Annotated in this window: 22 protein-coding genes and 3 tRNA genes; 2 read left to right on the forward strand and 23 right to left on the reverse strand. The window is 54.3% G+C overall.

What is annotated here, in order from left to right; all coding sequences use genetic code 11:
• Window positions 1-472: 472 nt before the first annotated feature.
• Together GZH47_RS05400 and GZH47_RS05405 are read left to right on the forward strand one after the other, a co-directional pair.
• Window positions 473-808 carry a hypothetical protein gene (locus GZH47_RS05400; protein ID WP_162639063.1) on the forward strand — a complete coding sequence of 112 codons (336 nt, stop codon included), beginning with the start codon at window positions 473-475 and terminating at the stop codon, window positions 806-808.
• Between the two features lie 154 nt (window positions 809-962).
• Window positions 963-1,163 (forward strand): hypothetical protein, encoded by a 201-nt coding sequence (locus GZH47_RS05405; RefSeq protein ID WP_162639064.1) that lies wholly within the window; start codon window positions 963-965, stop codon window positions 1,161-1,163.
• A 675-nt stretch (window positions 1,164-1,838) separates the two neighbouring features.
• Here the strand turns inward: GZH47_RS05405 and GZH47_RS05410 are convergent.
• The 23 genes from GZH47_RS05410 to lspA form a co-directional block, all read right to left on the reverse strand.
• A tRNA-Leu gene (locus tag GZH47_RS05410) sits at window positions 1,839-1,924 on the reverse strand.
• Between the two features lie 21 nt (window positions 1,925-1,945).
• A tRNA-Ile gene (locus GZH47_RS05415) sits at window positions 1,946-2,022 on the reverse strand.
• A 21-nt stretch (window positions 2,023-2,043) separates the two neighbouring features.
• Window positions 2,044-2,120, reverse strand: a tRNA-Met gene (locus GZH47_RS05420).
• An 83-nt stretch (window positions 2,121-2,203) separates the two neighbouring features.
• A complete protein-coding gene (locus GZH47_RS33835) occupies window positions 2,204-2,368 on the reverse strand; it encodes a hypothetical protein (protein ID WP_192043588.1) in 165 nt (54 codons plus the stop codon).
• Between the two features lie 156 nt (window positions 2,369-2,524).
• A complete protein-coding gene (locus GZH47_RS05425; RefSeq protein ID WP_162639065.1) occupies window positions 2,525-4,063 on the reverse strand; it encodes an ABC transporter substrate-binding protein in 1,539 nt (512 codons plus the stop codon).
• Between the two features lie 5 nt (window positions 4,064-4,068).
• Window positions 4,069-4,941, reverse strand: coding sequence for an ABC transporter ATP-binding protein (locus GZH47_RS05430; RefSeq protein ID WP_162639066.1), 873 nt, complete (start codon window positions 4,939-4,941; stop codon window positions 4,069-4,071).
• Between the two features lie 6 nt (window positions 4,942-4,947).
• Entirely contained in the window at window positions 4,948-7,881 is a 2,934-nt protein-coding gene (locus GZH47_RS05435) for an ABC transporter permease (RefSeq protein ID WP_162639067.1), read from the reverse strand.
• A gap of 3 nt (window positions 7,882-7,884) precedes the next feature.
• On the reverse strand, window positions 7,885-8,955 hold the full coding sequence (locus tag GZH47_RS05440) for an efflux RND transporter periplasmic adaptor subunit (RefSeq protein WP_162639068.1): 1,071 nt from the start codon (window positions 8,953-8,955) through the stop codon (window positions 7,885-7,887).
• Complete coding sequence (locus GZH47_RS05445; RefSeq protein WP_162639069.1) at window positions 8,921-9,685, reverse strand: ABC transporter ATP-binding protein; 765 nt, start codon at window positions 9,683-9,685, stop codon at window positions 8,921-8,923. The genes GZH47_RS05440 and GZH47_RS05445 overlap by 35 nt, the downstream gene beginning before the upstream one ends.
• Window positions 9,686-10,206: 521 nt before the next feature.
• The gene (locus tag GZH47_RS05450) at window positions 10,207-11,052 is read right to left on the reverse strand and encodes an ABC transporter permease (RefSeq protein WP_162639070.1); all 846 of its coding nucleotides are present in this window, start codon (window positions 11,050-11,052) and stop codon (window positions 10,207-10,209) included.
• On the reverse strand, window positions 11,036-11,875 hold the full coding sequence (locus GZH47_RS05455; RefSeq protein WP_162639071.1) for an ABC transporter permease: 840 nt from the start codon (window positions 11,873-11,875) through the stop codon (window positions 11,036-11,038). Before GZH47_RS05455 ends, GZH47_RS05450 begins: the two co-directional genes overlap by 17 nt.
• A 6-nt stretch (window positions 11,876-11,881) precedes the next feature.
• Window positions 11,882-12,871: an ABC transporter ATP-binding protein gene (locus tag GZH47_RS05460; protein WP_162639072.1), complete on the reverse strand. Its 990-nt coding sequence runs from the start codon at window positions 12,869-12,871 to the stop codon at window positions 11,882-11,884.
• 447 nt (window positions 12,872-13,318) lie between these two features.
• Entirely contained in the window at window positions 13,319-13,570 is a 252-nt protein-coding gene (locus GZH47_RS05465; protein WP_162639073.1) for a hypothetical protein, read from the reverse strand.
• Window positions 13,571-13,787: 217 nt separating this feature from the next.
• The gene (pyrE, locus tag GZH47_RS05470; RefSeq protein ID WP_162639074.1) at window positions 13,788-14,435 is read right to left on the reverse strand and encodes an orotate phosphoribosyltransferase; all 648 of its coding nucleotides are present in this window, start codon (window positions 14,433-14,435) and stop codon (window positions 13,788-13,790) included.
• Complete coding sequence (gene pyrF, locus GZH47_RS05475; RefSeq protein ID WP_162645088.1) at window positions 14,436-15,131, reverse strand: orotidine-5'-phosphate decarboxylase; 696 nt, start codon at window positions 15,129-15,131, stop codon at window positions 14,436-14,438.
• Window positions 15,132-15,311: 180 nt separating this feature from the next.
• Entirely contained in the window at window positions 15,312-18,530 is a 3,219-nt protein-coding gene (gene carB, locus GZH47_RS05480; RefSeq protein WP_162639075.1) for a carbamoyl-phosphate synthase large subunit, read from the reverse strand.
• Window positions 18,517-19,662, reverse strand: a complete 1,146-nt coding sequence (gene carA / locus GZH47_RS05485) for a glutamine-hydrolyzing carbamoyl-phosphate synthase small subunit (protein ID WP_162639076.1) — start codon at window positions 19,660-19,662, stop codon at window positions 18,517-18,519. Before carA ends, carB begins: the two co-directional genes overlap by 14 nt.
• Before the next feature lie 39 nt (window positions 19,663-19,701).
• Complete coding sequence (locus GZH47_RS05490) at window positions 19,702-20,988, reverse strand: dihydroorotase (protein WP_162639077.1); 1,287 nt, start codon at window positions 20,986-20,988, stop codon at window positions 19,702-19,704.
• 21 nt (window positions 20,989-21,009) lie between these two features.
• Window positions 21,010-21,912, reverse strand: a complete 903-nt coding sequence (locus GZH47_RS05495; RefSeq protein WP_162639078.1) for an aspartate carbamoyltransferase catalytic subunit — start codon at window positions 21,910-21,912, stop codon at window positions 21,010-21,012.
• A gap of 15 nt (window positions 21,913-21,927) precedes the next feature.
• A complete protein-coding gene (pyrR, locus tag GZH47_RS05500) occupies window positions 21,928-22,458 on the reverse strand; it encodes a bifunctional pyr operon transcriptional regulator/uracil phosphoribosyltransferase PyrR (RefSeq protein ID WP_162639079.1) in 531 nt (176 codons plus the stop codon).
• Window positions 22,459-22,736: 278 nt separating this feature from the next.
• Window positions 22,737-23,972 carry an LL-diaminopimelate aminotransferase gene (locus GZH47_RS05505; protein ID WP_162639080.1) on the reverse strand — a complete coding sequence of 412 codons (1,236 nt, stop codon included), beginning with the start codon at window positions 23,970-23,972 and terminating at the stop codon, window positions 22,737-22,739.
• A gap of 112 nt (window positions 23,973-24,084) precedes the next feature.
• Window positions 24,085-24,993, reverse strand: coding sequence for an RluA family pseudouridine synthase (locus tag GZH47_RS05510; RefSeq protein ID WP_225446514.1), 909 nt, complete (start codon window positions 24,991-24,993; stop codon window positions 24,085-24,087).
• Between the two features lie 13 nt (window positions 24,994-25,006).
• Window positions 25,007-25,531 carry a signal peptidase II gene (gene lspA, locus GZH47_RS05515; RefSeq protein WP_162639082.1) on the reverse strand — a complete coding sequence of 175 codons (525 nt, stop codon included), beginning with the start codon at window positions 25,529-25,531 and terminating at the stop codon, window positions 25,007-25,009.
• Window positions 25,532-25,670 lie beyond the last annotated feature (139 nt).

The following is a 25,670-nucleotide window of genomic DNA, read 5'->3' on the forward strand; positions in this document are numbered from 1 at the left end:
AGAAGCGCGATGCAGAAACAACATCTTTATTGACGATAGTCAATTAATCTCGATATTGTTACCTGTAGGCAACGCTGATGCTTTTTTTAAAATGGCAAAACTTATTTCATGCCTCCGGATTACAGCGGCCCGCATAATGGAAACCCTCGCTATAATCACATACGTATTTAGTGCTCCTTCAACGCCGAAAATCTCACCATATTTGCAGCAGACCAAGAACTCTACCTGGAAGTCGATCTGAAGAAGGCCCAGCTCGCACAGCTATGATCTGGTCAGAAACGACAACGTAGAAATTGCCGATTACGTTGGACAGATCGAGGAGTTGACTTCAGCAGCCGTAAAATCAATGGCATGTCCTACATAAATGCAGTCTGCCGGTTCGATAGCCGGTAAGCTTCTTTCTTTTTGGATTGATAAAGGAACATATGTTTGCATATAATGAGGGAACCAACCATGAAGAAGGTGCGTTTCTTTGTTCGATCCGATTATCTCTTTAAATGTTCATATCGCTTTATTAACAGCCAGGGATCAAGCTCTGAAGCCTTTCGAGGAATCGAAGGGGCTGGTAAAAGAGTTTGCCAGAATCGTCGGCCAGACAATCCAACACGAACTTGAGAAATCGAGGCAAAATATGAAGCATAACAAAATGTGGGTTGACGACGTCCCAGTACGCGAGCGGCGCTACCGCTACGCGCACCTTGGGCATCGGTCAGAGTACGAGATTTCGCGTGACGATCTCAGGCAACACCTCGGAATCGTATTGAGATCTCTGGAGTACAAAATTGAGCAGACTTCTATTACAAAATAAGTAAACAATTTTTACACAAAAGCAGCCCGCTGGTATATCCTGTAGGCTGTTTTCCATATCAGATATTATGACCTCCTATTCATAATCAAATATCGTCTTTTATAGGTAGATATAGTAAAATAGTCATGTTGGTGAATAGTGGGAGGTTTTGTCGGTGGCAGAGGGATTTAAGCTTATAGAGACGATTCCAGAGGACCGCAAATATTGGTTTCTACGCACTCAAGGCGGATTATTTTATGATGAGTTCGCTAGTGAAGGATTCGTTGCTATCAATTGGGATGAAATAAAAAATCCAATGCGGCTTTTAACGATGAAAAAAGAAGATGCTAGTTTGGATACGGGGCTATTATCCTGACGAAGAAAAGCCTGGGAAGATATTCAATCTTTTCAAGCGGTTTTATGAGGAAATTAAAATAGGCGATATTGTTATGATCCCTAATGATTCCTCAAAGAAAATACTGTTTGGGACGGTAACTTCGGAGGTATACCTTCAACCCCCCTCCTCTTCAGAAGCATGTCCATATGTAAAGAGACGTAAAGTTAATTGGATAAAGCCAGTCGATCGAGAGAGTTTGGACCCTTATCTCTATCGTATGATTAGACCGCACAATACTATTAGTGATGCGAGCGAATACGGACCATACATTGATCGAACTATCGGCTCATTTTATATTAATCTGGTGCACTTGATGAAAAGTACACAAGAGATGATATCGATATAAAACTAAATTTGCAGTCACCGGGTATACTACATACCTGCTGGAGCAAGGTGTATCACTCAAGGAAATCCAGCATCGTTTGCGGCATGCTACCTATCAGGTTACTTCTGATACGTATACTCATGTTACCAAGAAGCTGAGCAAAAAAACTGCATCGCACCTTGAAGTGTTTGCCCCCAAATCAGTTCGCCCCCAATCCGCCTCCAAAGGCAAAAATGACGTTCAATCTTCATGATTTTGTCGAATCGATTTTAACCGATAGAAATAAAAAAAACCCTTATGTATCAAGGGTTTTCAGTCAAAGCTATGGATGCCGAGGACGGGAATCGAACCCGTACGGTGGTCACCCACCGCAGGATTTTAAGTCCTGTGCGTCTGCCAGTTCCGCCACCCCGGCATGATGTGATGTATTGTGGAATGGTGGGCCCTGAGGGACTCGAACCCCCGACCAATCGGTTATGAGCCGACCGCTCTAACCAACTGAGCTAAGGGCCCTTACGATATTAATCGAAAGGTTGGTTGCGGGGGCAGGATTTGAACCTGCGGCCTTCGGGTTATGAGCCCGACGAGCTACCGAGCTGCTCCACCCCGCGATAACACCGATTCACAGCAAAACATTCAATGGCGACAAGAATTAATATACTATAGGAAATAACGATAAGTCAAGCATTTATTGCTATGGGAGGAATCGAACACCAAATCGTCCTTTGCGCGAGCGAAAAACTTCAATTTCCTGCGGGCAATCGTAGCCGTATACCCACCAATCGTTTTCCATGCGTCTGACCAGGCAGCCCGCTTGGAATTTGGTTTCGTACAAGCGCCCCCAGTATACCCATTTCATGAACGTTACCCCCTTCCGTCGCTGTCACGATTAGCGTACCCATTTCCGGCATAAATAAGCATGCGTTCCAGCCGCGCAGCCCGCATCGTCATCCCTAAGAAAAAAAGCAGCTGCGCCTCATTCGCGCAGCTGCTTCTATCGTTTGCTTACCGTTAATCAACCCACCGGTTTAATATCAATCGCAGGTCCGCCTCCGCCACCGACGCCGACGCCGCCTGAGCCGTCAAGCGGTCCGCTCGGGTTCGTTTTAATCTTCTGCAGCAGGGCGTCGCCTTTGGTCTGCCATTCTTTAAGCGCTTCGTCGACCGTCTTCTTCTTCTGAACGACGTCTTGGAACAATTGAGGAGCAAATTGCTGCACTTGGTACAGGTTCGGCTTCTCTTGATACAACTTATCAAGATCGGGATCTTGGCCTGGAGCCGGCTTCAGCGTGTAGAAAGCGGCCATGTTGTAGGTCATGCCGTCTTTAGGCTTCAGGAACGATTTGCGAGATACCAATTCGTAAGTGCTGCGAGATTTTAGCTTCGCCCACTCCGTACCGTTGTTGAACGCGATAAAATCCCAAGCATCTTCGCTGTTTTGCGCTTTGGCGTTAATGGCCATCAGGTTGTTCAAATATACGTTGCCGCCAATGTCCGGCGCTTCCTCGAAAGTTGGCATCGTCACGACATCCCAATCCACGCTTGGGATTTTCGGATTTTGGGTCGATGCATCCTTCGCTTGGGACAGCTGGGTCACATAGTCATATCCGCCTACCGTCATGGCAACGCGGCCGCTGATGAACAAATCGCCTTGGAACGGATTGTACACTTGCTTGCCGTTTATGGCATCGTTGGGCGTATTATAGTCTTCTTGCGTCGGTACGAGCTTTTGTTGATACAAATTCGTGATATCCGTCCACACTTTCTTCCACTGAACCGTATCGACGGTCATTTTCTCCGCGTTCTTATCGAACATTCTGAGCTGCAGCGGCGTCGCATACGTCATCATATCGGAATAAGGGTCGGACCATCGGTTAATGGCCAATCCGAACTTACGATCCTTGCCGTCACCCTTGGCGAGCCGCTGAGCCAGCGTAAAGACATCCGACCATCGCAATCCGTCCTTCGGCAGCTCTACGCCTTGATCCGCGAACAGTTTCTTGTTGTAGAACAATGCCGACGAGTTAAAGGTTGGCGTCAAACCATAGACCGCACCTTCTCCGGCTTCCTTGATGCCATCGATGACGGAAGGCACGAAATCTTCAATATCGAACTTGTTATCCTGAATGAGCGTATCCAGTTTGGTCAGCATATTGTCTTGAATAAGCCGTTTAAAATAAGGCGAATCCACGATCACGACATCGACCGGATTGCTGCCGTTCAGCATTTCCTTCATCTTCTCGTATTGATCGACCGGCTTCTTGTTCGGGTCTGGTTCTTGGTAATTCTGGGTTTCCATGGCCGACACGATCTCGATATCGACGTTAGGATGCAGCAACTCGTAGCCGTCCGTGAACTGCTGTCTCAGGTATTGTTCGTTATACGAGTCGGAGTACATAAACCCTACGCGCAGGACATGCCGCTTGGCGTCGCTCCCCTCTCCTTTGCTGCATGCCGACAGGCTGGATGCCAAGAGCGCTGCCGTTAACGCCACCGATGAAGCCCGCAAGACGACCTTTCCTCGCGCTGAATGTTTCAGGTGCTTGTTCCCCATTTTGATTACCCCTCCAATGATTTGGGCGGCGAAATAATGATTCGCTCGCCGTCAAATTCCATCGATGCTTTATCTGTAATTTGCAAAGCGGTTAAATACGCCTTTGGAATTTGAAGCCTGCCGACACGGTCCACGACGACATATTCTTCATGAACGGTTCCCTGTCCAGCTCCCGGTTCGAAATCGTCGTCCAAATTCGGATTCCGCTTAATGAATTCCGTGCTCGTCAAGCCGTCCCGGATCGCTACCACGCGGTCTACCTTAGACGCAAGCGACAAGTCGTGGGTAACGATGACGATCGTAATGCCCAGCTCGCGGTTAAGCCGGCGGAAAATATCCATGATCAAGTCCGATGTCCGCGTATCGACCGATCCCGTCGGTTCGTCGGCAAGCAGCATCTTCGGCCTGTTCGACAAGGAGATGGCAATGGCCACGCGCTGTTGTTCGCCGCCGGATAATTGATGCAGTTTGTTATGCATGCGATCCTTCAGGCCAACCCATTCCAGCAGCTGCTTGGCATAAGCACGGTCCAGCTTGGACGAGAACATCATCGGCATTTCGACATTCTCGAGCGCCGACAGATACGGGAGCAGATTCCGGGCGTTATTCTGCCATATGAAACCGACGGTTTCCCGTTTGTAGGAGACGAGCTGATCATCGGTAATTTTGAGCAAATCCCATGGCCCTACGCTGACGCTTCCCGCGGAGGGACGGTCAAGACCGCCCAAAATATTCAGCAGCGTCGATTTGCCGCTTCCGCTGTTGCCGATGATCGCCATCATTTCCCCTTCGCTCACGTGGAGGTTAAGCCCTTGCAGGGCAACGACCTCCAGCTCGTCGGACTTGTAAATTTTCACTAAGCCTTCGCATGTAATCATGGCGTGTTAGCGTTCCTCCCCCATCTTAACGGCCTGGTGCACGCGGAGCCTGCGGATATGCGCCAGCAGCAGCAAAGCGCCCATCAGCATCATGCAAGCGACGACGATATACAGCTGCGTCGTATCTTTGGCATCGAAGACGACCCGGAACGGCGGCACGGAATTCGCGACGTTCTCCGTCGTTTGCAGAAACGGCAGGAACAGCAAACTCGCGATTTTGCCGATGATTATCCCCAGACCGATCGATAAGCCTGCCGTGAATATCTGTTCCAGCAGCAGCATGCCCGTCAGTTGCCTCCGCGACAGCCCCATCGCCCTTAAGACGCCGAATTGCACGATCCTGCCCGATAAATTAAAGAACCAGAAGAGAATGTATCCGGTGAGCGAAATGATGATCGACACCAGGAAACCTAGGCTGAGGATACCGAAAACGCCTCCCCGGGTTGGATGTTTGGCTTGTGCGGCCAGCTCGATCCGAACGTCCTTCACATCCGCAAGCTCGATGCCGCCTGCCTCCAGCTGTTTCATAATCGGCCCTGTCAGTGCGCCAGGCTTCATCTTCAGCCAGACCTCGTACGGGATCATCGGCACTTGGTCATAAATATAATCCAGATTCGCGATAATGAACGGCGATTCATCCGGGTATTGCGCCGGCCAGTAAGGGACGATGCCGACAATCGCGAATTCGATCACCCCGTCCGACGTGCCGGCGTTTATCCGGTCGCCAAGCTTCAGTTGGTATTTCTCCGCCACATTGGACGGGATAATTGCGGCTTCTTCGTAAGCGCCTAGATTTTTCAAATAATTGAAAGGATGAACGGGATACAAGTCATTGCGGAACCAAGCGACCTTAGAGAAATCGACGTTATCGATGCCCATCAAGGTGCCTTGGCCGATCGATCGTCCGGAAACGACGATGTTGGCTTTCGTCTGCAGGACGCGGGCCGCGGCATCGACGCCATCCAGCTTGCGGAAGATTTCGAAAGGCGGTTCGCTGTAATTGACGCGCGTTGGCACGACAGTCCCGCCACCGCCGCCTCCACCGGAGCCGCCAGAGCCGCCGTTTCCGCCGGAGCCATTTCCTCCTCCGCCTGAACCGCCATTACCCGATCCGCCAGAGCCGCCGCCGCTGCCGTTATCTCCGCCCGAACCGTTGCCGCCCGTGTTTATCAATTCGGTCTTTCCTTCCCAGACGGTCTGAACGACGACGTCCGTTCCGAACTTATATAACGTACGCTCCGTCGAATTCAAATCGATGGTACGCGCGGCGGAAGCATTGTAAACGCCTAAACCCAGCGTCAAAATCAGCAAAATCATGAGCGGGTAATACCCCTTCGACGAACGCGATAGCTGGGTCAGCGTCAAGTACAACGGCACGGGAAGCATTTTCTTGCCGAGCCAGTTAAACAACTTCAGCAGCCAGGGGAAGATTCGCAGGAAGAACAGCCCCATGGCGAATATCGCCAGCGCCGGAACGAAGAAGAGGAACGGCTGCACATCCAATTGATCCGTCGTCAAATTACTCTTGATGGAAATCATTTGCCGTTCATTAAATAGATACCAGCCATAACCGGCAACGCCGAGCAAGAGCACGTCTCCGTACCAGCGCTGCCATAGCGGTTTGCGGTCGGAACGCGCGATTTGTTTCTTGTAGTCGACGATGGATGCCTTCGCATACATCACCGCCGGAATAACCGTCGCCAGCACGGCGAGTACGACGGCGCCGAGTCCCGCAATTACCGCATCGGTAGTAAATCCGATTGGAATCGATTTGCGGTTAACGAATTCGAGAAATCCATTCGCCGATCCGATACTCTTGGCCATGAACCAGCCTATAAACGGACCTGCGCACATCGCGACGATTCCCAGCAGCAGTCCTTCGAGCAAATAAATGCCGATGATCTGCCTCGTTCCCGCTCCCCGGCTTCGCAGCACCGCGATATCGCTTCGCTGCTTGTCGAGCGATTGGCGTGCATTCATGGCAATGAAGTAGAACACCATCGCCAGCATCGGCGCCGCGAGCGTGAAGAGCAGCATCTGCAGCTGCAGGCTTTGCTTCTTGAATTCGTCGAGCAGTTTGGCGAAGGAAATATCCACGCGCGTTTCCTTAAGCCGCTGATAGAGATCGATATTGAGTCGTTCCAGCGTGCTGGATAAAGAAGAGAGCTGGCTCGTCTTGATGTCTTTCAAATCGAAGGCGTAATACCAGCTGGCATTATGGACCGGAACGTTCCGCTCCTTCAGCAGCCCTTCCTGGAACGCCTTGTCACCGACCGTCAGCGTGCTCATCAGGCTCTCCATGCCCTGATACCAGAACGGATCGGTATCTTTGAGCGGCTTGTAAGCACCGACGATTTTGACGCGGAGCGTGAGATTGAGCCCGCCGTAGATAGGATAAAGGAACACGTCGCCGATATGAATATCGCTGCGATACATCGCCTCCTCCATCAAAACCGCCTCAACCGTATCGTCGTCGCTCACGGAATCCGCGAACCAGCGGCCTTGCGTCAGCTCCGCCTTCTTATCCAGTCCATCCATCGTTCCTAGAGCCATCTTGCGGACTCGGCTGGCATCGACTTTGGTCGAATCCTCCGGCGTCAGCTCGGCGCTTCGGATCGATAAACTTTGGCTGTACGTCGCGAATGGAAAGCCGATCAAGGAAGGAATCTCGTCCTTGATATAGTGCTCCACGTCGTTTAAGCCGTTCAAGTCCGTCTTGCCCGCCGTCTCCTGATAGCGCATCAGCAGTGAGCCTGCCGGTAATCCTCCGCTCTCGTCCTTGAGCGTTTGGGCCACGACCCGCTTCAAAGCGCCATCCGCGTACATCGGTATACTGGTCGCGAACGCGACGGCGATGATCAGACCGGCCAGCGAGCTGAGCGTCATCCACCGCGTGTTCCACATTTTGCGGAACAGAAAGCGAAATAGCGGCATCCCCATACGTTATTTACCTACGACTTTCTGCCCCGGCGTCAACCCTTTGAGGATTTCCACTTCCGTCGCGGTTTGCTGTCCGACTTCCACGTCCACCTCGCGTTTGCCTTCGCTGTCAATGACTTGCACATACGTGCGCGAGCCGATGGAGCGCAGCGTGGAAGGCGGGATGACGATGGCGTTTTCTTTGCGGTCCATGATGATGGAAATCGAGAGCGGCGTCCCCCGCGTTACGCCTTTCGGCAGCTTATCCAGCGACACCATCAGAAAATCTTCCGGACGTTCCGGGGGCTGCGCTCCGCCGTTGCCGCCATTTCCACCGTTGCCGTTGTCATTCGAAATAACGGGCAACTGCGTCACTTTGCCTGTGAATTCACCCGCGTTATTGATGTTGACCGTAACCGGCATTCCGACCGCGACGCCTTCCAGCTCATCCTGCGTAAGCTTGGCGGCAGCCGTCAAATTGCTCGTTTCCGCGATGATGCAGACAGGATCGTAGGCTTTGATGGCATCGCCTTTGGCAACGCTCAGGCTGACGACCGTACCGGAGAACGGCGCCGTCATCTGGGCCTTATCGATCTCTTCTTGGGATTCCACGAGCTTCTGGCGCTTCTCCTCGAAATCGATCTTCGCGAGCTCGAATTCGATCGGATCCATCTCGTCCTTCTTGCGAAGCGTGTCTTTCATTTGCAGTTCATCCTTCGAGAATTGCAGCTTGTCGGAGCGCAGCTGCTTGCGCATATCGTCCACGTCCAGAGAACCGATCACCTGGCCCGCGGTCACTTTCTGTCCCATCTTCACGTTCAGTTCCTTGAGACGTTTGCCATCCAGCGAGAAATACAGCGTTTCTTCCTTCGTGGAAATCATTTTGCCGATGACCGTCTTCTTCGTTTCCAGCGTTGCCGTCGTCACCTCATACTCCGGCTTCTTGGAGATTTGAGGCGGCGCGATCTCCGGCAGCACTTCCTCGTTGTTCTCGTCCGGCAGCAGCGAGCAGCCGGCAGACGTTAACAGGGATGCCCCGATAACGACGACAGCCGCCGCTTTAAATGAATTTCCCGTCAACCATTTCGTAAACATGATCGGCAACCTCCAAAATCGTGGGATCGTGCGTTGTCATACAAATCGTTACTTGTTCGGTGCGAATAATCGTTTGAAAAACGGACATGATCTGGGCGGCCATCTGGGAATCGAGCTCGGCCGTCGGTTCATCCGCCAGCAGCAGACTCGGCCGGTGCGCAATCGCTTTGGCAATGGCCACGCGCTGCTGCTCGCCTCCGGACAGCTCGAACGGCCGATGGTGCATCCGTTTGGCGAGACCGACAAGCTCCAGGCAATGCTCGACCCTTGCCTTCCACTGCCCGCCAGGAATGCCGGCCATGCGAAGCGACAGCTCCACGTTCTCGTATGCGGACAACAGCGGCATCAAGGCATACGCTTGGAAGATAAAGCCCATCTCTTTGCGCCTTACTTTGGTGCGCTGATCGTCGCTCATGTCGTGGAAGGGCAAGTCATGAAAAAAGATATGTCCCTTGGTCGGCTGATCCAGACCGCCGATCATATTCAGCAGCGTCGTCTTGCCGGATCCGGAGCGCCCGCGCAGCATGACCAGCTGTCGAGGCATGAGTTCCATATGAATGCCTTTCAGCACATGCAGCGGCTGGCCTCCGGCTTGGAATGTACGCTCTACGCCTTCTACCACAAGCAGCGGTTTCGCAAGATCATCAGCGTCTGTCGTTTCGTGTTCATGCGTATGTACGTTGTTTTCGACGGCTTCCGCAACGGGCTGCCTGCTTTTCCGCCATCCCATTCCGATCGCGAACCCCCTTCCATATGAGAAAACTTTAATATTGCTAACGATTAGACGACAGCTGGGAACAAAAGGTTACAGCTATTTCTGACTTTAAGAGAATTTTATAATGGTTTCACAACCCCCTAAATCGTTTCACAACCACTAAAGCGTTTCACAATCCCTAAAGCGTTTCACAATCCCTAAAGCGTTTCACAACCCCCTAAAGCATTTCACAACCCCCTAAATCCCCCTTGCCTAAGGGGGACCCCAAGAGCTCCGCCCCTGGACCCGGAATTTACGTGCCTGCTGCGGGGCCGACTTCGAAGTATCGTTAGTGAATGGCTCGTTTTCGTCCGCTGGCGCGGACACACTTTTCATGCGGCGTTCTTACCAACTTAACACCCCCTCTAAACCCCTTCTCTCCCATTCCCCTATCTCAAAAAAGACCCCAGAAACTTCGTCCTTGTATAGGCCGGACTGTTCCTGGGGCTGGCTTTGGAAATCATTTTGGCATTGGCTCGTTTGCTTCTATCAGCGATCTACCCTCGCAATGTAATCGCATTGCCGGACGAGTAACGCTTCAAGCCAAGCTTGAAGACGAGGATTGCCGCCGTGCCGAAGCCGAGCGTAAGCGCCGCTGCTTTCCAAGCGAAATCGAAATCGAAACCGCGCAGAAGGCCGATGGGAATGTAGCTGATGACGCCCGCGGGGATAAGCGTGAACAGCAGCGTTTTGGCGAGACCTTTGAAGATATCGGACGGGTACGTGGATAGCGCCACGAAGCTGTTGAATACTTGCTGCGCGAGTCCTTCCGCGTTACCGATGAAGAACGCCAGACAGCCGGCGAGGATGGTGACGCCCATGAACAGCAAGCCGCTGATGAGTAACCCAATGAAGAATAAAAGCAAGCCCGAGAACGAATGATCGCCAACCCATGCGTACACGACCAGACCGAAGGCAAAATCGCCCGCCGCCGTCAGCGACATTCGGCTCGCCAGCACATGAAGCAGCACCGGCTTCGGCTGCGACAGGTATACGTCCAGCTGCCCGCTTGCCACAATAGGCGCGATCCGGTTGAAATTGCCGAACAGCATATTCGCCCAACCGAAACCGCCCGCTCCGATCGCCCACATCAGCATGACATCGTGAATCCCCCAGCCGTTCACGACTTGGAAGCGGCCGAAAAACAAGCTCCAGAAGAACAGCCACATGAAATTGTTAATAAACATCATGCCGGCCATCAGCAGAAAGCTCACCCGGTATTCCATGGTGGAGGCCAGATTTACTTTCCAACAAGTGATTAGAAACGATGTCGTAGCCGAGATACGGCCTAACCATGATGAGTGCTGTTCTGTTTCCGCGCGTTCCCTATCCCCCGTTAACATGCAGCTTCGACACTCCTTTCCTGTACATCCACATGACAAGCACCGTCAGTACCGCGATCCACGACGCTTGAATGACGAATTGCTGCAGCACCGGCGCGGCTCCGAAATTGACGGCCGTACGTGCGGGAAAATACAGCATCGCCTGAAAAGGCAGCCAAGCACATACCCGCCGGAGCGGCTCCGGCATCAAATCCAGCGGAAGCAGCATGCCGCCGACCGTAAACTGCAGCTTATGCAGCACGAACTCCATCCCCCTCGTTTCTTCCACCCACAACGCGCACAGCGCAACCGCCATATTCAGCATAAAACCAACCGTAAACGCACCGAGTGCCAGCGAGAATAATCCTGCCCAGCCATATCCAAACGACGGCGCCCCTACGCTCAGCCAAGCGATCGCGCCTCCGACGGCGAGATGAATGAAGAACCGAAATATTGCTTCCGACATATATGCAGCATAATGGTAGCCGATATACGAGAGCGGCCGAAGAAGACGAATCGCGATGTCGCCGCTCTTCACTTCGTTCTCGATCAGACCGCACAGCGCCGGAACGCCCATCGTGATCGCTTCCGTAAACACGAGATACCAAATGATCTGCTTCAGCGTATAGCCGTCGATGACGCGCGTATGATCGCCGCCGTAGGCAGCCGACCACAATTGCACGAACACATAGAGGATCATGAGCATGAAGCTTGCGCGCATGATGAAGTCCGTCTTGTAAGCCATCTGCTGCCGCATCGTAATTTGCGCGACGGCGCCTGCTTTCCGGCCCTTGACCTGCAATAAGCCAAGCCGGCTTCCGAATATTCGGCTGTCCAGTCTCATCGCCCGCTAACCTCCCGTCCCGTAAATATGGGTGATGATCTCTTCCATCGGAGGGTCTTCTACCGTAACGTCTTCCAAGCGAAAAGCGGCGATAACCGCGCCAAGCACCTGCTCGATCTCGGTAACGGCCAAGTCGACCTCAAGCTTCAATCTTCGCCCGTCGCTTGCGATGACCGCCGTTCCGTCCAGCGGCGGCAGCATGGAAGCCTCACATCCGGCGGCAAGCGTCAACGAGATGATTTTCCGATTGAGCACCTCGCGTTTCAGCCGGTCGACGGGCGCATCCAGCAAAATGCCGCCATGATGGATAACGACTGCCCTGGAGCAAAGTTCTTCCATGTCGCCGGCGTCATGCGAGGTCAGAAATACGGTCGTCCCCTCTTCGCGGTTCAACTCGCGAATCAGTTCGCGGATGCGCTGCTTTACGACGACGTCCAAGCCAATCGTCGGCTCGTCAAGAAACAGCAGCTGCGGTCGGTGAAGGAACGAAACGGCGATCTCGCACCGCATCCGCTCGCCCAGCGACAGCTTGCGCACCGGCGTATGCAAGTACGGGCCCAGCTCGAAGCGCTGGATTAAGTCGTCGCGGCGCGCAAGGTACTCGCTGCGGTTCAGCTCGTATACACGACTGATGAGATCGAACGTGTCGATCGGCGGCAGATGGTACCACAGCTGCGACTTCTGGCCGAACACCGCCCCGATGCGATAAGCCAGCTTCTCCCGCTCCCGCCAAGGCGTAAAGCCGAGCACCTTCGCCTCGCCGGAAGAAGGATGCAGGATGCCGGTCAGCATTTTGATCGTCGTGGATTTTCCAGCCCCGTTCGGCCCAAGAAACGCGACCATCTCGCCACGCCGCACCGTCAAATCGATGCTGCGTACGGCAATTTTCTCTTCCCATTTCGGGTTCAGCAGCGACTTGAAGCTCCCGGCTAATCCAGCGTCCTTCCGTTTGACCGTAAACACTTTGCGTAATGCCTGCGTCTGAAGTGCAACCACGTTCCAGCCCCCTTTATGTCGTTGCAGCGCTTCGGCATGGTAAAGCAAAAAAGACCTCCGAGCAAGCGCCGCCCAGTCGTGCTGGGTGGAACTTGCCGAAGGTCTTTTATCCCTACGGTGTAGCGGGACGTATCGCCCTGCCCGGTTTCGCTCGGTTCGCCTCGAAGCGGATCCCTAGAAACCCTTCCATTTAATGTAACATACTACCATCGTCACTGCCTGCTGGCAATAGAATTTTTTCTTTCCTTGTCCCCACAGGTTTGCTGTACAAAGGTTTTATCGGGCCGGGGAAAATGACCGGAGGGCGGTTCGGAGCCGTAGCAACGAAGTGGTCGCCTTTGTAGTCTGATTTCTACCTCTACTCACTTTTATAATCGAAGAAACCAGAACTACAACAGCGAGCGAAGGCCCGAACCGACCGCAGGTCATTTTCCCCTTCCGGCCCCATTATGCCGTGTGCAGCAAATCCTCCATCATCGTGATTAGGCGTGTCCGCATTTGCTGCAGCTTGCCCGCGAACCGTTCCATCATGCCGTTGTCCTGACGTGCATCTATCGCCTCAAAGGCTAAGCGCATACGCGTATAAGCCTCGTCCATCTGCAGGATCTCATCAGATTTCTCCAAGTTGCGATCGTAAATCCGTACACGGTACAGCAAATCTCCCGTCGAGTCCATCAATTGTTTATACATTGTGTTCATGTTCGTTTCCTCGCATTCTATTAATCTATTTTGGCTATCTATTTGGCAATGCCCTATTATATGTGACGATTTAGTTAATTATAACCGATCGGAAACAAAATGAATCAAGCCAATGATTACCTTTACAAAAACAACAAGCCCCGGAGCATCTGCTCCGGGGCTTGTCAAGGTTCAATTCATATGGACTTTCTGCGGCTAAAGCGCCGTCACTTCAGCTTTATACGCCGAAGGCTTGCGGGTTTTCCCGCCAAGATTGCAGCACCGCGATATCGCTCTGCTGCACGATGCCGTTCTCGGCGGCTACTTCGATCAGCGACGTGTAATTCGAAAGCGTCGAGAGCGGAATGCCTTCTTGGGCGAACGCTTCGATCGCTTGCGGGAACTGGTAGGTGAAGATCGCGACGACGCCTTGTACTTCGCAGCCGGCTTCGCGGACTGCTACTGCCGCTTTCAACGAGCTGCCGCCCGTGGAGATCAGGTCTTCGATCAAGACAATCTTCTGCCCCGGCTCGAAATGGCCCTCGATCTGGTTCGTTTTGCCGTGGCCTTTCGCCTTGTCGCGCACGTACAGCATCGGAAGGCCGAGCTTTTGCGCTACCCAGGCCGCATGCGGAATGCCGCCCGTAGCGATCCCCGCAACGGCCTGGCAGTCCGGATATTGCGCGCGGATGATCGTCGCGAAGCCTTCCGCGATCAGGTCGCGAATCTCCGGATAGGACATCGTCAGCCGGTTATCGCAGTAAATCGGCGATTTCATGCCGGACGTCCAAGTGAACGGCTCGTTCGGACGCAGCGCGACCGCATTGATTTTCAGCAAGCCTTTCGCAATCTCTTTCGGCAATTGTTCCAGCAGGGATGTTGTCATTTATACCAGCTCCTCGATAATGGTTTCCAATGCTTGTCTTGGGTTAGCGGCAGCCGTAATCGGACGGCCGATGACCATATAATCCGTTCCTTGAGCGATCGCCTCGCTCGGCGTCATGATGCGGGATTGATCGCCGACGTCAGCGCCTGCCGGGCGTATGCCGGGGGTAATGGTCTGGAACGAAGCGCCGCATGCCGTTTTGATCAACGACACCTCTTGCGGAGATGCGACGACGCCGCCCAAGCCTGCTTCATGCGCCAGCTTTGCGTAGCGGACAACCGCGTCGGCGACGGAGCCGTCGACGCCGATCTCGTCATTGAGCACCGTTTGGCTCGTGCTAGTCAGCTGCGTCACCGCGATTACGAGAGGCCGCTGCAGCTTGGCATCCGCTTGAAGCGCCGCTTCAACGCCTTCCATCGCGGCTTTCATCATCGCCGAACCGCCTGCGGCATGGACGTTGAACACGTCGACGCCCAGTTTCGTGATGCTATTAGCGCCGCCTTTGACCGTGTTCGGAATATCATGCATTTTCAAATCCAGGAACACCTTGTACCCGCGTGCCTTCAAATCCGCAACGAAGCTTGGTCCCGCTGCATAGAACAGCTGCATGCCAACCTTCATGTAGCAAGGAATGCCTTCCAGGCTCCGCACCAGCGCTTCAGCGGAAGCGGCATCCGGATAATCGAGCGCGACCATGATGCGGCCCGCTGCTTCTTCTCTGCTTAGCTTCAACGTTCTCGCCTCCCCTTGGACTGATTGATACCATTGTTCCCTTGATGCCTTGCATTCACGTTACGCAAATCGCATCGCGTGATGGCATGGCGAAAGCCTGCTTGTAGGCAGGCTTTCTCGGCCGGTTCACGGCCATTCATGCAATTATTTTTGCGCGATGACAGGCATCGGACGCGAGGAGAAGTTGATGGCCTCCAGCATGTTAAGCAAAGCGCGTACCGTATCGAGCGAGGTCATGCAGACAACGCCGTTCTCGACCGCTTCGCGGCGGATACGGAATCCGTCACGCTCTGGCTCTTTGCCTTTCGTCAGCGTGTTGACGACGAAGTGCGCTTGACCGTCGCGGATCAGATCCAGGATGTTCGGCGAGCCTTCGCTCAGCTTGTTCACCGTCTTCACGCGCAGACCTGCTTCTTTCAACGCCGTCGCCGTACCGCCCGTTGCGATGATGTTGTAGCCCAGCTCGTAGAAGCCGCGCAGAATTTCGATCGCTTCCGGCTTATCCTTATCGGATACCGTTGCAATGATGGAGCCTGTCGGCGGAATGCGCATGCCTGCACCCACAAGGCCTTTATAGAGAGCTTTCGCATAATGTTGATCGCGTCCCATGACTTCGCCCGTCGATTTCATCTCCGGCGTCAGCGTAGGGTCTACGCGGCGCAGCTTGGCGAAGGAGAAGACCGGTACTTTAACCGATACGTACTCGTCTTCAGGCCACAGACCTTCCGTGTAGCCGAGATCCGCCAGCTTCGTGCCGAGAATCGCTTGCGTCGCCAGGTTCGCCATCGGAATGTTCGTGACTTTGCTCAGGAACGGAACCGTACGCGAGGAGCGCGGGTTAACCTCGATGACGTACACCTCGTCTTGGAAGATAACGAACTGGATGTTCACCAGGCCGATGACGTTCAGACCGCGTGCGATCTTGATCGTGATGTCGACCATCTTATCCTGCAGTTCTTTCGAAATCGACTGCGGCGGGTAGACCGCAATGGAGTCGCCGGAATGAACGCCCGCGCGTTCGACATGCTCCATGATGCCCGGAATCAGCACCGTATCGCCGTCGCAGATCGCGTCGACTTCCGCTTCTTTGCCCAGCATGTAACGGTCGATCAGAACCGGATGCTCCGGATTGATTTTCACCGCTTGCACCATGTAGGTCAGCAGCTCTTCGTCGGAGTAGACGATTTCCATGGCACGTCCGCCAAGGACGTACGACGGGCGCACGAGCACCGGATAGCCGAGGCGTTGTGCAACGGCAACCGCTTGGTCGACCGACGTTACCGTCGAGCCTTCCGGCTGCGGAATGTTCAATTCGCGAAGCAGCGCTTCGAATTTCTTGCGATCCTCTGCCGCGTCGATGCTTTCCAGGCTCGAACCGAGAATGCGCACGCCGGCTTTCGTCAGCGGAGCCGCCAGGTTGATCGCCGTTTGGCCGCCGAACTGCACGATAACGCCGATCGGGTTCTCCTGCTCGATGACGTTCATCACGTCTTCGAAGAAGAGCGGCTCGAAGTACAGACGGTCGGAGGTGCTGAAGTCCGTCGATACCGTTTCCGGGTTGTTGTTGATGATAACCGCTTCGTAGCCGGCTTTCTGAATCGCCCATACCGCATGCACGGTGGAGTAATCGAACTCGATGCCTTGACCGATCCGGATCGGGCCGGAACCGAGCACGAGCACTTTCTGTTTGTCGGTTTCCGTTACTTCGTTCTCTACCTCGTAGGTGGAGTAGTAGTAAGGCGTTGTCGCTTCGAATTCCGCGGCGCAAGTATCAACCATTTTGTAAACCGGTTTGAGACCTTGCTCCAGACGGTACGCACGGATATCGTACTCGTTCGTGTAGGTCGTCTGTCCGCCTTCGCGGCGAATTTCGGCGATGGAGCGATCCGAGAAACCTTTGCGTTTCGCTTGGTACAGCTGTTCTTTGGACAGAACGGCTGCGCGGCGAAGCTCGTCTTCGAAAGCGACGATGCCTTCGATTTTATCGAGGAACCACCAGTCGATTTTCGTCATGTCTTGGATCTCTTGCAGCTTGTAGCCGCGGCGGAACGCTTCCGCCACGAGGAACATGCGCTCGTCGTCCGGCTTCTCAAGACGCTGGCGCAGCACGTCGTCCGCCAGTTCCGAAGCGTCTTTCAAGTGAATGCGGTGGGTGCCGATTTCAAGCGAGCGAACCGCTTTGTGCATCGATTCCTCGAACGTCCGGCCGATTGCCATGACTTCGCCGGTCGCTTTCATTTGCGTGCCGAGCTTCCGGTTGGCATTGATGAATTTATCGAACGGCCAGCGCGGGATTTTGGAGACGATGTAGTCCAGCGTCGGTTCGAAGCAAGCGTAGGTCTGGCCCGTTACCGGGTTGACGATTTCGTCCAGCGTGTAGCCGATCGCGATTTTCGCGGCCATTTTGGCGATCGGATAGCCGGTCGCCTTGGACGCAAGCGCCGAAGAGCGGCTTACGCGCGGGTTAACTTCGATGACGTAGTATTGGTAGCTGAACGGATCAAGCGCGAACTGTACGTTACAGCCGCCTTCGATATTCAGCGCACGGATGATCTTGAGCGATGCCGAACGGAGCATTTGGTACTCGCGGTCGGACAGCGTTTGGCTTGGCGCAACGACGATGGAATCGCCGGTATGTACGCCGACAGGATCGAAGTTTTCCATGTTGCACACGACGATGCAGTTATCGTTCGCATCGCGCATGACTTCGTATTCGACTTCTTTCATGCCCGCGATCGATTTCTCGATCAGACATTGGCCGATCGGGCTATAACGGATACCGGATGCGACGGTTTCGCGCAGCTCCGTCTCGTTCGCGCAGATACCGCCGCCAGTTCCGCCCAGCGTGTAAGCCGGACGCACGATGATCGGATATCCGATTTTATTGGCGAATTCCACGGCGCCTTCGACCGTCGTTTCAATGACGCTGTCCGGTACCGGCTGTTCCAGCTCGCGCATCAGATCGCGGAACAAGTCGCGGTCTTCCGCTTTCTCGATTGCCGTCAGCTGCGTGCCGAGCAATTGTACGTTTTCGCGTTCCAGCACGCCTGCGCGCGCCAGCTCGACCGCCATGTTCAGGCCGGTTTGGCCGCCAAGCGTAGGCAGCAAGCCGTCCGGACGCTCTTGACGGATGATTTGCGTAACGAATTCGAGCGTAATGGGTTCGATATATACTTTGTCTGCCATGTTCGTGTCGGTCATGATCGTTGCCGGGTTGCTGTTGATCAGTACAACCTCGTAGCCTTCTTCTTTCAAAGCTTGGCAAGCTTGCGTGCCGGCGTAATCGAATTCAGCCGCCTGTCCGATGACGATCGGACCGGAGCCGATAACGAGGATTTTTTTCAGCTTATTATTTCTGGGCATATTGCAGCTCTCCTCTCAATGATGCCGCCAATTGCGCTTGACGCGATTTCTGCGGGTTGTTTTTCTTCGTTGCGCGGATCATATCCAGGAATTGATCGAACAGGTAACTGTTATCAAGCGGTCCAGGCGCCGCCTCCGGGTGGTATTGCACGGAGAATGCCGGGAACTCTGCATGCTTCAAGCCTTCGATCGTCCGGTCGTTGTTATTGATATGGGTCACTTCGAGCTTCGTGCCGGCAACGGATTCTTCAAGCACCGTGTAGCCGTGGTTCTGCGAAGTGATGTAGCAGCGATTCGTCGCCAGCTCTTTCACCGGGTGGTTGCCGCCGCGGTGGCCGAATTTCAGCTTCGACGTATCTGCGCCGCAAGCGAGCGCGAACAATTGGTGACCGAGGCAGATGCCGAAGATCGGATATTCGCCGAGCAGGTCTTGAATCATTTTCACCGCATGCGGTACGTCTTTCGGGTCCCCAGGGCCGTTGGACAGCTGGATGCCGTCCGGGTTCAGGCGGCGGATTTGCTCGGCAGTCGTGTCATGAGGCACGACGACGACGTCGCAGCCGCGCTTGGTCAGCTCGCGCAGGATACCGCTCTTCGCGCCGTAATCCACAAGCACGATACGCTCGCCGCTGCCCGGGCTGGAGAAGATGCTCTTCGTCGACGTACGTGCCACTTGGTCGCGCATAAGCGGCGTTACGGACATACGTTCCAGCAGCTCTTCAACGCGCTCCGAACCCGTTGTGAGGATCCCTTTCATCGTTCCGTGATGACGAAGGATACGCGTCAGCATCCGGGTGTCGATGTCGCTGATGCCGATGATGCCGTGTTCTTTCAGCAGGTGGTCCAGCGAGTATTCCGCTCTCCAGTTGCTTGGAATCGGCTCATGACGGCGCACGACGAAGCCGTGGATGAACGGAGCGACCGTCTCGAAGTCATCGCGCGTAATGCCGTAGTTCCCGATAAGCGGGTACGTCATCGATACGATTTGTCCGCAGTAGGACGGATCCGACAGCACCTCTTGGTAACCTGTAATCCCTGTATTAAATACGACTTCGCCGCTGGACTGTCCTTCGGCGCCAAAGCCGAGGCCCGTAAACAGCGTGCCGTCTTCCAATAACAATCTTGCTTGCATCCGTATCACTCCTGTTATCAAGTTGCGTGCTTCTTCTTCCTATTCAGACCAGACGAGCTTGCCGTTTACGAATGTCGCTGCCGGCCAGCCGTACAGCTTCCAGCCGCCGAACGGCGTATTCTTCCCTTTGGAAATGAAGCTGTCTGGATTAACCTCACGTTCTTGCTCTAGATCCACGATTGTAATATCTGCAATCGCGCCTACTTTCAAAACGCCGCTCGCCAGGCGGAACACGCGAGCCGGGTCAGACGTCATTCGCTTCAGCAGGAAGCCGAGCGTCCATTTGCCGGTGCGGACGAATTTCGTGTAAAGCAGCGGGAATGCCGTTTCGAAACCCGTGATGCCGAAAGGCGCGAGCATCATGCCGCGGGCTTTCTCCTCCGCGCTGTGCGGCGCGTGGTCCGTCACGATGATGTCGAGCGTGCCGTCCTCCAGACCTTCGATGACAGCCTGTACGTCGCGCGGCGTGCGAAGCGGCGGGTTCATTTTCCAGTTCGCGTCCATGCCCGGGATATCTTCGTCCGACAGGATCAAGTGATGCGGGCACACCTCGGCGGTTACCTTGATGCCGAACTGCTTCGCATGCCGGATCAGGCGAACCGACTGCTCCGTGCTGACGTGGCAGACGTGGTAATGAACGCCTGTGGCTTCCGCCAGCAGGATGTCGCGTCCAACGTGGATCGCTTCGGATTCGTTCGGAATGCCTTTCAAGCCGTTCGCCGCGGCGAACTTGCCTTCCGTGACGGCTGCGCCGACGACCAGCGAGTCGTCCTCGCAGTGCGCGATGACCGGCATATCCATGGAAGCCGCGAGATTCATCGCGTCCTTCATCATTTGCGCGTTCTGTACGCCCACGCCGTCATCGGTGAAGCCGATAGCGCCCGCTTCCTTCAGCGAAGCGAAGTCCGTCAGTTCGCGGCCCAGCTCGTTCTTCGTGATCGCCGCGTAAGGCAGCACGTTGACGATGCCGGTTTCGGCCGTTCTATCGAGAATGAAGCGAACCGTTTCAGCGGTATCCGTTACCGGGCGGGTGTTCGGCATGCAGGCGATCGTAGTGAAACCGCCGGCCGCTGCCGAACGCGTACCGCTCGCAATGTCTTCTTTATGTTCAAAGCCCGGTTCGCGCAGATGCACGTGCATATCGATGAAGCCTGCGGAAACCAGCTTGCCGTTCGCGTCGACCGTTTCATGTCCGTTCGTATCCGGCTGTCCGGCGGAAGCATCCGCGATTTCGGCGATGATGCCTTCCGCGATGCGAATATGTTTCAGTTCCGTTTCCCCGGTTGCCTCATTCCATACCAATCCGTTCAAAATCCAAGTTGCCATCGTTTTATCTCCTTTCGACCGTTAGGTCAATGCCCGTTCGATGACGGCCATGCGAATCGGTACGCCGTTTTGCATTTGCGGGAAAATCCGCGATTGAGGATGTTCGACCAGTTCATCGTCGATTTCGACGTTTCGATTTATCGGAGCCGGGTGCATGATGATCGCATGCGGCGCGATGCGCGAAGCCCGCTCCACCGTGAGCCCGTAGTGCTCGCGGTACGACTCCGGCGTTCCCATCATGCCTGCCTCATGGCGTTCGAGCTGCACGCGCAGCATCATGATGACGTCCGCCTTGAGCGCTTCTTCCATCGACACTAGCGGCGCGTCAAGCTCTGGCGCCGACATATTGCCCGGTGCGCAGAATTGAACGTTGGCACCGAATTTCTGCAGCGCGTACAGATTCGAACGCGCGACGCGGCTGTGAAGAACGTCCCCCACGATCGAGACCGTCAATCCCCGCAGCTCGCCGAACTGCTTGCGCATCGTGTACAGATCGAGCAGCGCCTGCGTAGGATGCTCATTATTGCCGTCCCCTGCGTTAATCAGCGGCACTTTAATCTTCGTCGCCAGGTCGGCCAGTACGCCGTTTGGCTTTAACCTTATGATTCCGGCGTCGATCCCCATTGATTCCAATGTGCGGACCGTATCGTAAATCGACTCGCCCTTCTGTACGCTCGACACGGCTGCGGAGAAGTTCAATACTTCTGCGCCGAGCCGCTTCTCCGCGACTTCGAAGGAAAATCGCGTTCGCGTGCTATTTTCAAAAAACATGTTCGCGATGAACTTACCTTGCAGCACCGGCTCGAATTTATTCGGGCCGGCATCCCAATACGCTGCCCGATCCAGGATTGCCGTGATTTCGTCCTTGCTGAGCTCCTTCAGTCCAAGCAAGCTGCGCTGCTTAACCAATGTTGCGGTCGTCATGTAGTAGTTTCCCCCTTAATGGATAATCGTCACTTGATCGATCTCGTCGACTTCCTGCAGAGAAACCTCGATTTGTTCCTGTTTGGACGTGGGTACGTTCTTGCCGACGTAGTCCGGACGGATAGGCAGTTCCCTGTGCCCTCTGTCGACCAGAACCGCCAGTTGGATCATCTGCGGCCGGCCGAGATCCATGAGGGCATCCATCGCCGCGCGGATCGTACGTCCCGTGTAGAGCACGTCATCGAACAGGATCACCCGCTTATTCTTTACGTTCAGCGAAGTGCCGGCGGCGGGCCTTCCCCCGCTTCCGCTCTCCCGATCGTCGCGGTATTGCGTAATATCAAGTTCCTGCACTTCCACCGGCAGTCCTTCGATTTCGCGAATCTGTTCGGCGATGCGCTCGGCCAGATAGATGCCGCGGGTGCGAATGCCGACGATTACGCAGTTGTCGATGCCTTTGTTCTTCTCGACGATCTCGTGCGCAATCCGCGTCAGTGCCCGCCGAATCGCCGTTTCGTCCATTATGACGCGATGTTGTTCATCCATCCGTTTCAGGCGCCTCCTTGCGTACGTGCGAAGTTCCTTTGTCACAAAAAAAACTCCTTGCAGGTTGCGCAAGGAGTTTCGTCGTTTTGTTAAGCTCGGCCTTCAAGGTTGGACAAATCCCACTTGCGCCAAAATGCGCGAGTGGCAGGGCTGTCCCCCGTTCGGTCGATAAAACGATTCACGTTACCTTGCCAGCCTCTCTGGACTGAGTTAAAGGTACTGCTGTTTATCAAAAGAATTATGACACATTCGACAAAAGATGTCAATGCTTCTTTTAACTACAGGCTCAGCTTCGTGATCCGTTCTACTGCTTTTTCCGTATTTTCGCGGCTGCCGAATGCCGTTAGGCGGAAGTAGCCTTGACCGGCTTGACCGAAGCCAACGCCAGGCGTTCCGACAATATTCGCTTCGGACAGCAATTTATCGAAGAATGCCCACGAATCGAGCGCGTTCGGCGTCTTGAGCCAGATGTAAGGGGCGTTCACGCCGCCGAATACGTCCAGGCCGAGCGAAGCAAGTCCGTCGCGGATAATGCCTGCGTTCGTCATGTAGTAATCGATGATGGAAGCGATCTGCGCTTTGCCTTCCGGCGTATAGATCGCTGCCGCGCCGCGCTGCGTCACGTAGGACACGCCATTGAACTTCGTTGTATGGCGGCGGTTCCAGAGATCGTTGACGAGCACCACGTTGCCGTTCGCGTCTTTGGCTTTCAACTCGCGCGGTACGACGGTGTACGCGCAGCGTACGCCCGTGAAACCGGCTGTTTTCGAGAAGCTGCGGAATTCGATGGCGACTTCCTTCGCGCCTTCGATTTCATAGATGGAGCGCGGTACGTCCTCTTCTTGAATGAATGCTTCGTATGCGGAATCGTACAGAATGATGCAATCGTTCGCTTTCGCGAAATCGACCCAACGCTTCAGTTCTTCCTTCGACAGCGTCATGCCCGTCGGGTTGTTCGGATAGCAGAGGTAGATCAGATCGACCTTGCGTTCCGGCAGGCTAGGCGTGAAATTGTTGGATGCATCGCATTTCAGGTAAACGATGTTCTCGTACTGATTCGTTTCTTTATTGAATTGACCCGAGCGGCCAGCCATAACGTTCGTATCCACGTATACCGGGTAAACGGGATCTTGTACGGCGATGACTGCGTCTTGGCTGAAAATTTCCTGGATATTGCCGACGTCGCATTTCGAACCGTCGCTGACGAAAACTTCGTTCGTCCCGATGTCGATGCCTCGCGCCTTGTAATCGTTGTTGATGATTTCGTTGATTAGGAAGTCATACCCTTGTTCCGGGCCGTATCCGCGGAATGTCGACGGATTGGCAAGCTCGTCCACGGCGTCGTGCATCGCTTTCGTGATCGCATCCGGCAAGCCGCGCGTTACGTCGCCGATGCCGAGGCTGATGATTTGGGCATTCGGATTGTCTTGCATGAATTTCGTGCGGCGTTTCGCGATTTCAGAGAATAGGTAGCTGCCTTGCAGCTGCGTATAATTGTGGTTAATTTGCGTCATTCGCGTGATCTCACCCTTCGATTAAAAAAGTTTATCGTTTGGTTTCATCATAGCGCAATGAAAGCTGTCGGCCACATAAAGAATTTAGCGAAAAGTTTGCACTATTTCGTATCTAGCGCTGTCTTAATATTGCCAATTCATGCTCCATGTCCGCCGGAATCGGCGCATGGAATTCCAGATACTCGCCGCTGCGGGGATGCACGAATCCGAGCACGGCCGCGTGAAGCGCCTGACCCTTCAGACCGATGGTTTTATTGCGTCCATATACCGGATCGCCAGCGAGCGGGTGTTCGATGTATTTCATATGCACGCGGATTTGATGCGTCCGTCCCGTCTCCAGCTGCAGCTCGAGCAGCGTGTAATCGCCGAAGCGCTCCAAGACTTGAAAATGCGTGACCGCTTCCTTGCTGCCTTTGTGAATGACCGTAAACAGCTTGCGATCCTTAGGGTCGCGGCCGATCGGCGCGTCTACCGTGCCATTCTCATGCGGCATGTTGCCGTGCACGAGCGCCATGTACTTGCGCGTCACCGTGTGCGCCTTCAGCTGCGCCGCGAGCGAGGCATGCGCCAGGTCGTTCTTCGCGGCCATAATGAGCCCCGAAGTATCTTTATCGATCCGATGGACGATTCCCGGTCTCAGTACGCCGTTAATGCCGGATAGATCGGTACAATGATGCATCAGCGCATTCACGAGCGTTCCCGAGTAATGGCCGGGTGCGGGATGCACGACCATGCCCCGCGGTTTATTGATGACGATAACGTCGCCGTCCTCATAGGCGATGTCGAGCGGAATCGCCTGCGGTTCGATAAGCGCTTCTTCCGGTTCAGGCACAATAACCGTGACCACGTCGGCCACGGCTAGCTTGTAATTCGATTTCGATACGCGGCCGTTAACGAGCACGGCTCCGCTCTTAATCCAATCCTGCACTTGCGTGCGCGATACGCTGCCGTCGTCCATGCTTTCGGTCGCGTATTTATCCAGCCGTTCGCCGGCATCCTGCTCTTCAATCGTGAAAATCATCGGTTCCTGATCTTCACTGAATAAACTGATGTCCTTCTGATCCGTTCCGTTCTTGTCCATTCGATGTTGAATCTCCGTTCTCTTTCTTGGATGTCAAAAGCGCATCCAGCAAGATCAAGCCTACGCCGATGCAAATGCCGGAATCCGCCAAATTAAATATAGGAAATACATAGCTGCCGAACGTAAACTGCAGAAAGTCGACGACTTGTCCGTACAGTGCACGATCGATAAAGTTGCCGACAGCGCCGCCAAGCACGAGGCCGAGCCCCGACAACAGAAGCACTTTGCCGGAATTGCGGTTCTTGGCCATATACCATACGATGCCGACCACGACGATCAAAGTAATGGCAAGAAACAGGATTTGTTTCTCTTGCAGGATGCTGAACGCAGCACCTTTGTTGCGATAAGAAGTAATTACGAAGAAATCTCCGATTACCTTCCTCACTTCGTATAACGCTAAATTGTGCTCGATCCATTTCTTGCTCAGAAAGTCGACTGCAAGCACAAAAACCGCCAGCCAATAATAATAAAATTTCACGGCATATGCCTCCTTATCCCCCACATTGTAGCATATTCCCACCGTATTCGACCAGCGAATATTCCGTCTCTCCCTGCCAGTGTATCCATGATTGACCGCCGCTAAAATCAGGCCGGGATGCAAAAGCTATGGGACAAGG

Origin of the sequence: Paenibacillus rhizovicinus, assembly GCF_010365285.1 — a bacterium.
GTDB lineage: Bacteria > Bacillota > Bacilli > Paenibacillales > Paenibacillaceae > Paenibacillus_Z > Paenibacillus_Z rhizovicinus.

Coding starts and splice junctions, on each gene's coding strand:
- GZH47_RS33835 (WP_192043588.1), bottom strand. CDS start 2,368: ATGAAATGGGTATACTGGGGGCGCTTGTACGAAACCAAATTCCAAGCG.
- GZH47_RS05425 (WP_162639065.1), bottom strand. CDS start 4,063: ATGGGGAACAAGCACCTGAAACATTCAGCGCGAGGAAAGGTCGTCTTG.
- GZH47_RS05430 (WP_162639066.1), bottom strand. CDS start 4,941: ATGATTACATGCGAAGGCTTAGTGAAAATTTACAAGTCCGACGAGCTG.
- GZH47_RS05435 (WP_162639067.1), bottom strand. CDS start 7,881: ATGGGGATGCCGCTATTTCGCTTTCTGTTCCGCAAAATGTGGAACACG.
- GZH47_RS05440 (WP_162639068.1), bottom strand. CDS start 8,955: ATGTTTACGAAATGGTTGACGGGAAATTCATTTAAAGCGGCGGCTGTC.
- GZH47_RS05445 (WP_162639069.1), bottom strand. CDS start 9,685: ATGGGATGGCGGAAAAGCAGGCAGCCCGTTGCGGAAGCCGTCGAAAAC.
- GZH47_RS05450 (WP_162639070.1), bottom strand. CDS start 11,052: ATGTTAACGGGGGATAGGGAACGCGCGGAAACAGAACAGCACTCATCA.
- GZH47_RS05455 (WP_162639071.1), bottom strand. CDS start 11,875: ATGAGACTGGACAGCCGAATATTCGGAAGCCGGCTTGGCTTATTGCAG.
- GZH47_RS05465 (WP_162639073.1), bottom strand. CDS start 13,570: ATGAACACAATGTATAAACAATTGATGGACTCGACGGGAGATTTGCTG.
- pyrE (WP_162639074.1), bottom strand. CDS start 14,435: ATGACAACATCCCTGCTGGAACAATTGCCGAAAGAGATTGCGAAAGGC.
- pyrF (WP_162645088.1), bottom strand. CDS start 15,131: ATGGTCGCGCTCGATTATCCGGATGCCGCTTCCGCTGAAGCGCTGGTG.
- carB (WP_162639075.1), bottom strand. CDS start 18,530: ATGCCCAGAAATAATAAGCTGAAAAAAATCCTCGTTATCGGCTCCGGT.
- carA (WP_162639076.1), bottom strand. CDS start 19,662: ATGCAAGCAAGATTGTTATTGGAAGACGGCACGCTGTTTACGGGCCTC.
- GZH47_RS05490 (WP_162639077.1), bottom strand. CDS start 20,988: ATGGCAACTTGGATTTTGAACGGATTGGTATGGAATGAGGCAACCGGG.
- GZH47_RS05495 (WP_162639078.1), bottom strand. CDS start 21,912: ATGACGACCGCAACATTGGTTAAGCAGCGCAGCTTGCTTGGACTGAAG.
- pyrR (WP_162639079.1), bottom strand. CDS start 22,458: ATGGATGAACAACATCGCGTCATAATGGACGAAACGGCGATTCGGCGG.
- GZH47_RS05505 (WP_162639080.1), bottom strand. CDS start 23,972: ATGACGCAAATTAACCACAATTATACGCAGCTGCAAGGCAGCTACCTA.
- GZH47_RS05510 (WP_225446514.1), bottom strand. CDS start 24,993: ATGATTTTCACGATTGAAGAGCAGGATGCCGGCGAACGGCTGGATAAA.